Below are 12,438 nucleotides of genomic sequence, written 5' to 3'. Positions count from 1 at the left end.
CCTCTGACGAGCCCCCACCTCGATGGAGACGACGTGACGACACTCGCCGCAGCGCACGCGGACACCGGCGACACCGCCTGGCTGCTCGCCGCCACCGCCCTCGTCCTGCTGATGACTCCGGGCCTCGCCCTCTTCTACGGCGGCATGGTCCGCACGAAGAGCGTCCTCAACATGCTGATGATGAGCTTCGTGTCGATCGCCCTGGTCACGGTGGTGTGGCTGGCCGCCGGGTACTCGCTGGCCTTCGGCGACGACATCGGCGGCGGGCTCATCGGCGGGCTGAGGCACGCGGGGATGGCGGGGCTCGGGCCCGACAGCGTGCAGGGCACGGTGCCCACCCTGCTCTTCGCCACCTTCCAGCTCACCTTCGCGATCATCACGGCGGCGCTCATCAGCGGCGCGATCGCGGACCGCGTGAAATTCGCGGCCTGGCTGGTGTTCGTCCCGGTCTGGGCGCTGCTCGTATACGTTCCCGTCACCCACTGGGTCTGGGGCCCCGGCGGCTGGATCGCGCACCGCCTCGGCGCCCTCGACTTCGCGGGCGGACTCCCGGTGGAAATCACCTCCGGCGCCTCGGGTCTGGCCCTCTGCCTGGTCCTCGGCCCGCGGCTCGGCTTCAAGAAGGACGCGATGCGTCCGCACAACCTGCCCATGGTGATGCTGGGCGCGGGCCTGCTCTGGTTCGGCTGGTTCGGCTTCAACGCGGGCTCCGCCCTCGGTGCCAGCGGTCTCGCCGCTGCCGCCTTCCTCAACACCCTCGCCGCCGGCTGCACCGGCCTGCTCGGCTGGCTCTTCGTCGAACAGAAGAGGGACGGTCACCCGACGACCCTGGGCGCGGCCTCTGGTGCCGTCGCGGGCCTGGTCGCCATCACACCCTCCTGCGGCTCCGTCTCGCTCCTCGGCGCGCTGGTCGTCGGCCTCGCCGCCGGTGTCGTCTGCTCGTACGCCGTGAGCTGGAAGTTCAGGCTCAACTACGACGACTCGCTCGACGTCGTCGGCGTCCACCTGGTCGGCGGCGTCATCGGCACCCTCCTCATCGGCGTCTTCGCCGAGAAGGCGATGACCGGCTCCACCGAGGGCCTCCTCTACGGCGGCGGGCTCGCCCAGCTCGGCAAACAGCTGGTGGCCGTGGTCGTCGTGGCCGCGTACGCCTTCCTCGTGACGTACGGCACCGGCAAGCTGATCGACAAGGCGATGGGCTTCCGGGCGAGCGAGGAGCAGGAGCACACCGGCCTGGACCTTACGGTGCACGCCGAGACCGCATACGATCACGGCGTCCTGGGCCACGGCGCCCCGGTCTCGTCCTCCGTCCTCTCCCCCACCCAGAAGGTCAAGTCCCAGGCATGAAGCTCATCACCGCGATCGTCAAGCCCTACCGCCTCGACGAGGTGAAGACGGCCCTCCAGGAGCTCGGCGTGCACGGTCTGACCGTGACCGAGGCCAGCGGGTACGGCCGGCAGCGCGGCCACACCGAGGTGTACCGCGGCGCCGAGTACCAGGTCGACCTCGTCCCCAAGGTCCGCATAGAGGTCGTCGTCGAGGACACGGACTCGGAAGCGGTGATCGACGCGATCGTCAAGGCCGCGCAGACGGGGAAGATCGGGGACGGGAAGGTGTGGGCCCTGCCGGTCGAGACGGTCGTACGGGTACGGACGGGAGAGCGCGGCCCCGACGCGCTCTGACCACGAGGACCACTCCCGCGACCGCCACCACGAGCAGGACCACCGCCGCCGGCCACGGCAGGGCGAAGAAGGACGCGCTCTCCGAGTTCCGCGTGTCCGTCGCGCTCGCCGTCAACGTGACGTCGCCCCAGTCGAGTTGAGGCGCGCCCCGCCATGGCTCGGCGAGGTGGACGCGCTGGCCGGGCAGCAGTTCGGAGGGGACGCGGGACAGGTTGCGGTCCAGGAGCGTACGGCCGAACAGGCCCTCCGCGCGCAGTTCCACCTTCGGGTCGAGGGTGACGTTGCCGGTGTTGTGCAGGGTGTACGAGATGGTCGCCGTGCTGTCGCCGAGGCCGGGGACGAGCGGCTGGTGGTGGACGACGTGGACGTGCTCCACGGCGATCGCGGGGAGGGTCGGGCCGCCCACGCGCAGATAGACGCGGGCGGCGACCGCCCGCTGCACACCGAGCGCGAGGGAGCCGTCGCCCCTGTCGATCCGTTCGTCGAGAGCCACGAGCGCGCCCGGGTGGTCGCCCGGTTCGGCGCCCTCGGGCACGCGGAGCGTGAAGGGGACGGTGACCCTGCCGTGCGCCGGGACGGTCACGCGTGACTTCGCGGGCTTCGCCCAGGCGCCGACGCCCCGCTGCTTCTCCTGCACCGTCCTGACGGCGAAACCGCCGTCACGGGCGGTGTTGTAGGCGTCGGCGGCATACAGCCGGAAGCTCAGCGGCTGTCCGGTCCTGTTCGCCACGACCACCTTGTCCTCGATGGTCGTCCCGGGGTCGGCGGAGAGGTAGAAGTACGGGCGGGCGGCGACCTCCGAGGAGGCCGGGTAGACGGACCAGCTGCCGTTGTCGGCGGCGTGCGCGGGCGCGGGCGCGACGAAGAGGGCCAGCAGGAAGAGGCCCAGGAGGAGGACGTACGGCTTGCGCATGGGTGCGGACCCCCACGGACTTCGACGGGACGAGGGGAACGGGCGGGTGCGGACGCCCGTACGCTCAGCTGAGCGTCAGGGTGAGCACGCCCGCGTACGACCCGGGAGGCGTGAACGCCGGTACGTCCAGGGAGAGCCCCGCGTTCACGGTGAACTCGCCGCCCGTCAGCGTCCCGTTGGGGGTGGACGCCAGGGTCGCCCCCGAAGTGCCCACCGTGCCCGCCGAACCGGCCTGGCAGGTGCTCGGGCTGCCCGCCTTGGTGGCGCAGGCAGGGGTCCAGCTCAGCTTCCCGGCATCGATCTTGGCGCCGGGACCGGTGAAGTCGGTGACCTTGCCGGTGAGGGACCAGCCCGCGGGTCCGCCGCGGAAGTCCTTCACGGTGACGGCGTTCAGGGCGCCGGTGGAGGCCCCGCCCTTGCCGAAGTCGACCGCCGACAGGGCGACGGAGTCCCCGGCCTGGGACATGGACAGCGTGCCCGCCTTCACCGTGGTGGTGACCTTCTGACTGCCCGCGGGAACAGGCGTGGTGTCGTTCACGACGTAGGCCGCGGGCCCCGCCCCTTTGCCGACGCTCCACGCGCTTCCCTCGTACGCCACGATCCCCGTCGTCGTCTTGTCGTTGACGACGAGGGAGCCGCTGAAGGAGCCGTCGACGGAGGCGGTGACCGTCGCCTTGTCCGCGGTCTGGGTGTCCCCGGAGCGCCCGGCGAGGGTGACGGTGGCGCCAGGCGTGAAGTGGCTGCCGTTGACGGTCACGGCGGCACCGGGGTTGCCGGAGGCCGAACCCAGCGTGATGGCACGGTCGTTGACCGGAGTGGCATCCGTCGCCGTGACGGTCTGGGAGACCGGGGCGGGCGGGTTGGTCACCGTGCACGGGGTGTCCAGTTCGAGGATGTAGCTGGTGTGGATGTTGTAGTCGCCGGGCGAGAGCGTGATCGAACCGGCCGCGGTGACCTTGAAGGTGCCGGTCATGGAGAACGACGGGAAGGCGCCGTTGCCCGGCACCGGGTCGTTCTTCTTGGGCCCGGCGACCGTCACGTCCCCCGTCTGCGCACCGCCGAGAGTGACCTTGCCGGTGGGCGTCATGATGTCGGCCGGCAGGGCGATGGCGGTGGGATTGCTGGCGGCGGGCTTGACGACGGTGTAGGTGACGGTGACGGTGTCGCCGACCTTCGGACTGGCGTTGTCCACCGCGATGCCCGCGGTCGTCGTACCGTCGATCGGCGGGATGCCCGCGACCGCGGGCGGGATGCAGTGCGTGGCGAAGTCCACGTTGGTGGCGGCACCGGCCGGACAGGCCAGCGCACCACCCGCGGTGACCGCGAGCACGGTCCCGCCGAGCAGCGACGCCCAACGGCGTCTTCGGGTTGTCGAACCCATGGGTGTGCCCCCTTCTCTGCTGCGCTCACTGGGGGCATTGATGTGGGGATTGCGTGAGAAGTCAATGGAGAAGCTGAAATGAACTGATGAACCGTCAGTTCCTTTGTGACGACCAGGAACTGACGGTCCGTCGACAGCGGCGCTCAGTCGAACACGAACGGTCCCGGCGACTGCGGGCCGGTCGCGGTGCAGGTGATGGTGACGCCGAAGACGGTCATCTGCAGCGAGCCGCCGTAGGCCTCCAGGCTGTCACCGGAAGCGACGGTGCCGGAGAGCGGGCCGACGGTGACGGGGTCGCCGGCGGCCATCGCCGGGTTCTTGGTGCCGGTGAAGGCGGTGGTGCCGCCGCTCGCGTTGACCAGGGTGAGCGTGGAGGAGATCGAGTCCTGGGACAGGGCGATCGGCGCGGTGATGGCGGACGTGACGGTGATGGTGGCCGCCGTGCCGTCCTGGGTGGCCGTGAGCGTGGCCTCTCCGCCGCCGAAGCTTCCGCAGTCGGCGGTGATCGTCGCCGACTGCGGGGTGACGGCGAGGGCGCTGGGCGCGAACGCGAGCGAGGCGGCCGCGAGGGCCCCCACCGCCACTGCCGCACCTGTACTGATCCGTTTGGCTCTCATGGGGATCCGGCTCCCTTCCCGAAGCTGGGAACTGCCATGTGGGGATGGATGGGAGAGGTCCGTACGGACAGCCGGCAGGCGCGGTGCGGGGCGCCGGGTGGGGGGTGGGGCGAATCTGACGGTCCGTCGGAACTACCGGTTCCATTGATGCCCGTGAGGTGAAGAAACGGCAAGGGTGAATTCCGGACGGCTCTGAAGCGGCCGGTTTTCAGCCCGCGGTGACGGTGGTCCGTACCGTGCCGTCCGGCCCGGCGACGAGCACCGGCGTGTCCGCCCCGCCCAGATCCCGTACGGCGGCCAGGTCCTCGGCCGAGGCCGACTCGGCGTCCGTCACCACGGCCGCCGCCTCCAGGGACTTCGCCCCGGACGCCACCGCCATGGCCACCGCCGTCTGCAGCGCACTCAGCTTCAGCGAGGCCAGGTCGACGGTCCCGGCGACATACGTACGGCCCGTCTCGTCCCGTACGGCAGCCCCCTCGGGCACGCCGTTGCGGGCCCGTGCGGAACGGGCCAGGGTGACGATCTTGCGGTCCTCGGGGTCAAGCGCGTTGCTGTCGGTCATGAGCCGAGCATACGTACCGGCACCGGCCGTATCCGGCCACGGGGTGCACGGCTCCCGGCCGGATCCGGTACCGCGCGACGGCCGTACGCGGAACTGCTCAGGGGCGGTCCAGGCGGAGGCGCTCGGCGCGCGGCAGCCCGGCCACCACCAGGTCGTAGGAGTCCTCGATGAGCTCCCGGACCAGCCGGTCGGGGAGGTCGCCGTCGACCGTGACGGTGTTCCAGTGGCGCTTGTTCATGTGGTAGCCGGGGATGATCAGGCCCTTGTACTCGCTGCGGAGCCGGATCGCGTCCTCCGGGTCGCACTTGAGGTTGACCGTGAGGGGGCGGGCGTCCAGCCAGCTCAGGGCGAACATCTTGCCCAGCACCTTGAAGACCGAGACGTCCGGGGCGAAGGGGAAGTCCTCCACCGCCGCGTTGAAGGACAGACAGAAGCCGCGCAGTTCCTCGGGCTTCACTCCTCTTTCGCCTCCTCGCCCGGCGGATCCGTCGGACCCACCGGCTCCACGAGCACGGTCACGATCTTGTTCCGGCGGCCGGCGGCGGCCTCCGCGGTCAGCCGCAGTTCGCGGCCGTCGGGCACCTCCACGACCGCCGACGCCCCGGCGATGGGCACCCGGCCGAGCGCCTTCGCGAGCAGTCCGCCGACGGTCTCCACGTCCTCGTCGTCGTACTCGTCGAGCCCGTACAGCTCGCCGAGGTCGGTGATGTCGAGGCGGGCGGTGACCCGGTAGCGGTCCTCGCCGAGGTCCTCGACCGGCGGCAGCTCACGGTCGTACTCGTCGGTGATCTCGCCGACGATCTCCTCGAGGATGTCCTCGATGGTGACGATGCCGGCCGTGCCGCCGTACTCGTCGATGACGACGGCGACGTGGTTGCGGTCCTGCTGCATCTCGCGCAGCAGGTCGCCGGCGTTCTTGGTGTCGGGCACGAACGCGGCGGGGCGCATGGCCGTCGACACCAGCTCGCTCTCGGCGTCCCGGCTGATGTGCGTCTTGCGGGCCAGGTCCTTCAGATACACGATGCCGACGATGTCGTCCTCGCTCTCCCCGGTGACCGGGATGCGCGAGAAACCCGAGCGCAGGGCGAGGGTCAGGGCCTGACGGATCGTCTTGTAGCGCTCGATGACGACCAGGTCGGTGCGCGGGACCATCACCTCCCGTACGAGGGTGTCGCCGAGCTCGAAGACCGAGTGCACCATGCGGCGCTCCTCGTCCTCGATCAGCGACTCCGCCTCGGCGAGGTCGACCAGCGCCCGCAGCTCGGCCTCGGAGGCGAACGGGCCGCGGCGGAAACCCTTGCCGGGGGTCAGCGCGTTGCCGATGAGGATGAGCAGGGACGGGATCGGCCCCATGATCCGGGCCAGCGGCAGCAGTACATACGCCGCCGCCGTCGCCGTGTTCAGCGGATGCTGCCGGCCGATGGTGCGCGGCGAGACGCCGACGGCGACGTACGACACCAGGACCATCACGCCGATCGCGGCCAGCAGGGCGCGGGTGGTGCCGGAGAACTGCTGCAGACAGGCGTACGTCACCAGGGCCGCGGCCGCCATCTCGCAGGCCACGCGGACCAGCAGGGCCACGTTGAGATAGCGGGTCGGGTCGGCGGCGACCTGGGCGAGCTTCGCGCTGCCGCGCCGGCCGGAGCGTACGGCCTCCTCGGCGCGGAAGCTGGAGACGCGCGCGAGGCCCGCCTCGGCGCAGGCGGCGAGCCAGGCGACGACGACCAGGGCGATCGCGCCCGCGACGATCTGGGGACTCATGAGACGGTCGGGGCCGGGGACGGGCCGGTCAGGCCCTTCTCCGCGCGCCAGCCGTCCACGATGGCCGCCTGCAGACCGAACATCTCGGTCTTCTCGTCGGGCTCCTCGTGGTCGTACCCGAGGAGATGCAGCACCCCGTGGACGGTGAGCAGCTGGAGCTCCTCGTCCATGGAGTGCTGGGTGTGCGCTTCCTCGCCCTGCTTCTTGGCGACCTCCGGGCACAGCACGATGTCGCCGAGGAGGCCCTGCGGGGGCTCGTCGTCGTCCTTCGACGGCGGACGCAGCTCGTCCATCGGGAAGGACATGACGTCCGTCGGCCCCGGCAGGTCCATCCACTGGATGTGCAGCTGCTCCATGGCGTCGGCGTCCACGACGATCACCGAGAGCTCGGAGAGCGGGTGGATGCGCATCCGCGCGAGGGCGTAGCGGGCGATGTCGAGGATCGCCTGCTCGTCGACCTCGGTTCCGGACTCGTTGTTGACGTCGATCGACATGGTGCTGCTGCTTCTCCTGCTTTTAAATGTCACAGCCCCTTGTGCCCGGACTGCCTGCCCCGGCCGCCCTTGTGGGTGCCGTTCTCGGTGCCGTGCGTGCTGTCGTACTTCTCGTACGCGTCGACGATACGGCCGACGAGCTTGTGCCGTACGACATCGTGGCTCGTGAGGCGCGAGAAGTGGACGTCGTCGAGGCCCTCGAGGATGTCCTGCACCTGGCGCAGGCCCGACTTGGTGCCGGTCGGCAGGTCGACCTGCGTCACGTCACCGGTGATCACGATCTTCGAGTCGAAGCCGAGGCGGGTGAGGAACATCTTCATCTGCTCGGGCGAGGTGTTCTGGGCCTCGTCCAGGATGATGAAGGCGTCGTTCAGCGTGCGGCCTCGCATGTAGGCGAGCGGCGCGACCTCGATCGTGCCCGCGGCCATCAGCCGGGGGATCGAGTCCGGGTCGAGCATGTCGTGCAGCGCGTCGTACAGCGGGCGCAGATACGGGTCGATCTTCTCGTAGAGCGTGCCGGGCAGGAAGCCCAGCCGCTCGCCCGCCTCGACCGCGGGCCGGGTCAGGATGATGCGGTTGACCTGCTTGGACTGCAGGGCCTGCACCGCCTTGGCCATGGCCAGGTACGTCTTGCCGGTGCCGGCGGGGCCGATGCCGAAGACGATCGTGTGCTTGTCGATCGCGTCGACGTACCGCTTCTGGTTGAGGGTCTTGGGGCGGATCGTGCGGCCGCGCGAGGAGAGGATGTTCTGGGTGAGGACCTCGGCCGGGGTCTCCTGGCCTTCGCTCTCCCCGTTCTCACTCGCTCTGAGCATGGCGATCGAGCGTTCCACTGCGTCCTCCGTCATCGGTTGCCCGGTGCGGAGCACCAGCATCATCTCGTCGAACAGGCGCTGGATGAGGGCGACTTCCGCGGGGTCGCCGACCGCGCTGATCTCATTGCCCCGGACATGTATGTCGGCCGCCGGGAAGGCCTTCTCGATCACGCGCAGAAGGGAGTCGCCGGACCCCAGAACGGTCACCATGGGGTGTTGGGCGGGGACGGTGAACTCTGCTCTCGCCTGCCCCTGCGCGGGGGTGTGAGCTGTGGGTGTCTGAGTCATGGGCCGGCTCTGTAGGCCTTGCTCGTCCTCCTCGAAACGGCACGCCAGCCACTTGGGCTGCTCTGGCGGTTTCAAGGGTACGCCGGGGGACTGACAACGCCGTAGGCCTTTTCGGCAAGCGCGGTTTCACACCACGCCGTGTGCTCAGGCCGGCCTGAACCCGATCGTCGGCACGGCCCGGCGCAGCGGCCACGGTCTCGCGGCCTCCCCCTGAGGGATCAGGTGCTCCAGGAAGGCGTACCGCCGAAGCGCCGCCGGGTCCTGCCCCTCCACCGACTGCACCTTCCGCCACCAGGCCGCGATCTCCGACCAGCCCGGCGCCGAGAGCGAGCCGCCGAACTCCTGGACGGACAGCGCGGCCGTCAGCCCCGCGAAGGCCAGCCGGTCCGCCAGTGGCCAGTCGGCGAGCGTGCCGGTGACGAAGCCCGCGACGAACACGTCGCCCGCGCCGGTCGGGTCCAGGGCCTCCACGGCGATCGCGGGCACCTCGGCCGTCTCCCCGGTGCGCCGGTCGACGGCGTACGCGCCCTCCGCGCCGAGGGTGACCACCGCGAGCGGAACGTGCTCGGTGAGGGCGTGGGCGGCGGCGCGCGGGGAGGAGGCGCCGGTGTACCGCATGGCCTCCTCCGCGTTCGGCAGGAAGGCCTCGCAGTGTTCGAGGTCGGTCAGGCCCGCCAGGTCCCAGGCGCCGGTGTCGTCCCAGCCGACGTCGGCGAAGATGCGGGTGCCGTGGTGCGCGGCCTGGGCGATCCAGGGGGCGCGCCCGCCGGGGGTGAGGGAGGCGACGGCGGCACGCGCGCGGGGCGCGCGGTCGGGGGCGCCGCCCAGGTTGAACACGGTCCCGGGGGGTGGCTCGTGACCGTGGGAGACCATCGTCCGCTCGCCCTCGTACGCCATCGACACGGTGACCGAGGAGTGCCAGCCGGGGACCCTGCGCGAGGTGGACAGGTCGATGCCCTCACCCTGCTCCAGGGCGTCCCAGCAGTACTCCCCGTAGTGGTCGTCGCCGAAGGCCGCCGCGAGGGAGGTCCTCAGACCCAGGCGGGCCAGTGCGGTGGCCATGTTGGCGACGCCGCCGGGGCTGGATCCCATCCCGCGGGCCCAGGACTCGGTGCCGCGCACCGGGGCGGAGTCGAGCCCGGTGAAGATGATGTCGAGGAAGACGGGGCCGGTGAGATACACGTCCCAGGGGGGATCGTCCGGCGTGCGCAGTACGGCCAGCGGGTCGACCTGGGCCTGGCACTCCGGTCCCGCTGTGATGGGTGCTGGTCCCTTCCCGTTGAACGCGCTCACGGTGCACTCCCTGACATGGTGCGGATCAGGCCAGTGTGCACCACCCCACCGGTCATCGTCTTTCAGCCCGTCCGGTGTTGTCTTTCAACCCGTCCGGCGTTGTCGGCAGGGGCGGCGGGGGCGCTACCAGCGAGGCACCGCCGGCGTCACCCACCCGGGCTCGACGACCCGCATCGCCGCCGCGTCGTCCCGCTCGCGCAGCGAACCGTCGTCGTCCAGCCAGCGCTGGTGCAGAAGGCGCAGCTTGGCACGGTCGAGCTCGACACCGAGCCCGGGAGCGTCGGAGACGGCGACCTTCCCGCCGTCGAACGTCAGCCGCGCGCCGAGCACGTCCTCCGACTGCCACGGATAGTGCGAGTCGCAGGCGTGGTGCAGGTTCGGCACGGTGGACGCGACATGCGTCATCGCGGCCAGGCTGATCCCCAGGTGGGTGTTGGAGTGCATGGACACCCCGACACCGAACGTACGGCAGATGGCGGCCAGTTGCTGTGTGTTGCGCAGTCCGCCCCAGTAGTGGTGGTCCGACAGCACCACCTGGACGGCGTCCCGTGTGAACGCCTCCTTGATCTCGGCGAAGGTCGTCACGCACATGTTGGTGGCGAGCGGCACCCCGGTGGCGGCGGAGACCTCGGCCATGGCGGGGGTGCCGAGCGCCGGGTCCTCCAGGTATTCGAGGACGTCCCCGAGTTCCTCGGCCACCTTCAGCGAGGTCTCCACGGACCAGGCGCCGTTGGGGTCGAGCCGCAGCGGATGGCCGGGAAACGCCTCCGCGAGAGCCCGTACGGCGGCGATCTCCTCGTCCGGCGGGAAGACACCGCCCTTGAGCTTGAACGAGGTGAACCCGTACCGCTCCTTGAACAGCCGGGCCTGCTCCACGACCCCGGCCGGGTCGAGGGCGGCACCCCAGTCGTCCTTCTCGCAGGCCACGCCCTCGGGGTGGTCGGCCCACTTGTAGAACAGGTAGGCGCTGTACTCGACCGCGTCGCGCACCTTGCCGCCGAGCAGCGCGTGCACGGGCAGGCCGAGCGCCTTGCCGAGGGCGTCGAGGCAGGCGACCTCGAAGCCGGAGACCACGGACAGCCGCAGCTTGTCGGCGGTCTGGACACCGCGCAGCCCGCCGACGTCGACCTGGGTCTCGACGCGCGCGGAGACCACCGAGACCTCGTCGGCGATCACGAACAGGCCGTTCAGATCACTGACCTGACGCCCCTTCAGCTTCGCGGCGAAGGGCCGGGCGAGCTCCAGGTACTTGGTGTCGCCGTAGGTCTCGCCGACACCCGTGATCCCGTCGGCCGTCACCACCTCCACGATCAGCCGCGGGGTGTACGGCTGGTGGACGCCCTGCGTGTTGAGGAGGGGCGGGTCGGCGACCAGGATCGGCGTCAGCCGTACGTCGGTGATGGTGAGGTTCACAGCGCGGCTCCTACGAGGTCGAGTCCGGTGGCGAGCAGGGCTTCGAGGCCGACCAGGTCGCCGGCCGAGGGGTCGGTGAGCGGGACCGGTGGCGATCCGCGCCGCGACATGGGCGCGGAAGCCCTCCGGGTCGAGCGAGCCGTCGTCGTGGAAGGACGTCAGCGGGCAGGAGAGCACACCATTTTCCATCCCGTCGCGCAGCCTCCGCGCAGCTGCCTCCGCCTCACCCACGTCTCCCCATGCAGATGTCATCCACGTATGCAGACAGAGCCTAGGTATGCGAACAGCAGCAGTCAACGGCCCGGTCCGGCACGGGCCGACTAACATCACCCCATGTCGGACACAGGTGGTGGCGTACGCGAGGTGAAGTCCGCCGCGCGGACGGTCGAACTGCTGGAACTGCTCGCCGCGCGCGGCGACCGACCGGCACGGCTGCAGGAGCTGGCGGACGAGCTGGGCGTGCCGCGCAGCTCGATGTACGCGCTGCTGCAGACCCTGATCGGCAGGGGCTGGGTGCGTGCGGACGTCACCGGTTCGCTGTACGGCATCGGCATCCACGCCCTGCTCACCGGCACGAGCTACCTCGACTCCGACCCGCGGGTGCGCGTCGTACGGCCGTATCTCGACGAGGCGTCCGAGGCGCTCGGCGAGACGATCCACATGGGGCGGCTCGACGGGCGGGACGTGGCGTATCTGGCCACACGGGAGTCGCACGAGTATCTGCGGACCATCAGCCGCGTCGGCCGCCGGCTGCCCGCCCACGCGGGCGCGCTCGGCAAGGCGCTGCTCGCCGAGCGGGACGACGAGGAGCTGCCCGAGGGGCCGTACCAGGCGCTCACACCGAACACGCACACCGGCCGGGAGTCACTGTCGGCGGATCTCGCGCGCGTCCGCACCCGCGGCTACTCGGTCGACCGCGAGGAGGGCGTGGCCGGAATCGTCGGTTTCGGTTTCGCGCTGCGCTACGACGTCCCCGCGCAGGACGCGATCAGCTGCTCCGTGCCGGTGGCCCGGCTGACGCCGGAGCGCGAGGAGCGGATCGTGGCGGTGATGCGGGAGATCCGCCTGAAGATCGAGGCGACGGCACGGGGCGCGGGAGGCTCGGCCCACTGGCGCTGAGGCGCCCCACCAGGCCATTTGGCGGGCTCGTCTACCCGACCCCTCCCGCCCCAAACGCAACGTGCGCCACATCACACCCCCCGCGCTTCTTTCGCGAACC

13 protein-coding genes and 1 pseudogene are annotated in these 12,438 nt (G+C 70.7%); 3 read left to right on the top strand and 11 right to left on the bottom strand.

Annotated elements, in window-relative coordinates; translation table 11 throughout:
• Positions 1-33 precede the first annotated feature (33 nt).
• Complete coding sequence (locus tag ACFY1U_RS00770) at positions 34-1,347, top strand: ammonium transporter (protein WP_390691980.1); 1,314 nt, start codon at positions 34-36, stop codon at positions 1,345-1,347.
• On the top strand, positions 1,344-1,682 hold the full coding sequence (locus ACFY1U_RS00765) for a P-II family nitrogen regulator (protein WP_390691979.1): 339 nt from the start codon (positions 1,344-1,346) through the stop codon (positions 1,680-1,682). Before ACFY1U_RS00770 ends, ACFY1U_RS00765 begins: the two co-directional genes overlap by 4 nt.
• On the opposite strand, the gene ACFY1U_RS00760 is transcribed toward ACFY1U_RS00765, so the two are convergent.
• From ACFY1U_RS00760 to ACFY1U_RS00710, 11 genes and pseudogenes are all read right to left on the bottom strand, one after another.
• Entirely contained in the window at positions 1,576-2,595 is a 1,020-nt protein-coding gene (locus ACFY1U_RS00760; RefSeq protein WP_390691978.1) for a WxL protein peptidoglycan domain-containing protein, read from the bottom strand. The genes ACFY1U_RS00765 and ACFY1U_RS00760 overlap by 107 nt on opposite strands.
• A 64-nt stretch (positions 2,596-2,659) precedes the next feature.
• On the bottom strand, positions 2,660-3,976 hold the full coding sequence (locus ACFY1U_RS00755; protein WP_390691977.1) for a beta-xylosidase: 1,317 nt from the start codon (positions 3,974-3,976) through the stop codon (positions 2,660-2,662).
• Positions 3,977-4,119: 143 nt separating this feature from the next.
• A complete protein-coding gene (locus ACFY1U_RS00750; RefSeq protein ID WP_390691976.1) occupies positions 4,120-4,593 on the bottom strand; it encodes a hypothetical protein in 474 nt (157 codons plus the stop codon).
• Between the two features lie 208 nt (positions 4,594-4,801).
• Entirely contained in the window at positions 4,802-5,155 is a 354-nt protein-coding gene (locus tag ACFY1U_RS00745) for a cytidine deaminase (RefSeq protein WP_390691975.1), read from the bottom strand.
• Between the two features lie 97 nt (positions 5,156-5,252).
• Positions 5,253-5,612, bottom strand: coding sequence for an MmcQ/YjbR family DNA-binding protein (locus ACFY1U_RS00740; protein WP_390691974.1), 360 nt, complete (start codon positions 5,610-5,612; stop codon positions 5,253-5,255).
• Positions 5,609-6,916: a hemolysin family protein gene (locus tag ACFY1U_RS00735; RefSeq protein ID WP_390691973.1), complete on the bottom strand. Its 1,308-nt coding sequence runs from the start codon at positions 6,914-6,916 to the stop codon at positions 5,609-5,611. The genes ACFY1U_RS00740 and ACFY1U_RS00735 overlap by 4 nt, the downstream gene beginning before the upstream one ends.
• Positions 6,913-7,410, bottom strand: coding sequence for an rRNA maturation RNase YbeY (gene ybeY / locus ACFY1U_RS00730; RefSeq protein ID WP_390691972.1), 498 nt, complete (start codon positions 7,408-7,410; stop codon positions 6,913-6,915). The genes ACFY1U_RS00735 and ybeY overlap by 4 nt, the downstream gene beginning before the upstream one ends.
• 29 nt (positions 7,411-7,439) lie before the next feature.
• The gene (locus tag ACFY1U_RS00725; RefSeq protein ID WP_390691971.1) at positions 7,440-8,513 is read right to left on the bottom strand and encodes a PhoH family protein; all 1,074 of its coding nucleotides are present in this window, start codon (positions 8,511-8,513) and stop codon (positions 7,440-7,442) included.
• Positions 8,514-8,657: 144 nt separating this feature from the next.
• On the bottom strand, positions 8,658-9,806 hold the full coding sequence (locus ACFY1U_RS00720) for a carbohydrate kinase family protein (protein ID WP_390691970.1): 1,149 nt from the start codon (positions 9,804-9,806) through the stop codon (positions 8,658-8,660).
• A 123-nt stretch (positions 9,807-9,929) separates the two neighbouring features.
• Complete coding sequence (locus ACFY1U_RS00715) at positions 9,930-11,219, bottom strand: glucarate dehydratase family protein (RefSeq protein WP_390692814.1); 1,290 nt, start codon at positions 11,217-11,219, stop codon at positions 9,930-9,932.
• An 81-nt stretch (positions 11,220-11,300) separates the two neighbouring features.
• Positions 11,301-11,471: pseudogene (locus tag ACFY1U_RS00710) on the bottom strand (5-dehydro-4-deoxyglucarate dehydratase); the annotation flags it as partial.
• 81 nt (positions 11,472-11,552) lie between these two features.
• Here ACFY1U_RS00710 and ACFY1U_RS00705 point away from each other — a divergent pair.
• Positions 11,553-12,338 (top strand): IclR family transcriptional regulator, encoded by a 786-nt coding sequence (locus tag ACFY1U_RS00705; RefSeq protein WP_390691969.1) that lies wholly within the window; start codon positions 11,553-11,555, stop codon positions 12,336-12,338.
• Positions 12,339-12,438 lie beyond the last annotated feature (100 nt).

This window comes from Streptomyces sp. NPDC001351, assembly GCF_042896045.1.
GTDB lineage: Bacteria > Actinomycetota > Actinomycetes > Streptomycetales > Streptomycetaceae > Streptomyces.
This window is presented reverse-complemented; position numbering and strand designations above follow the sequence as displayed.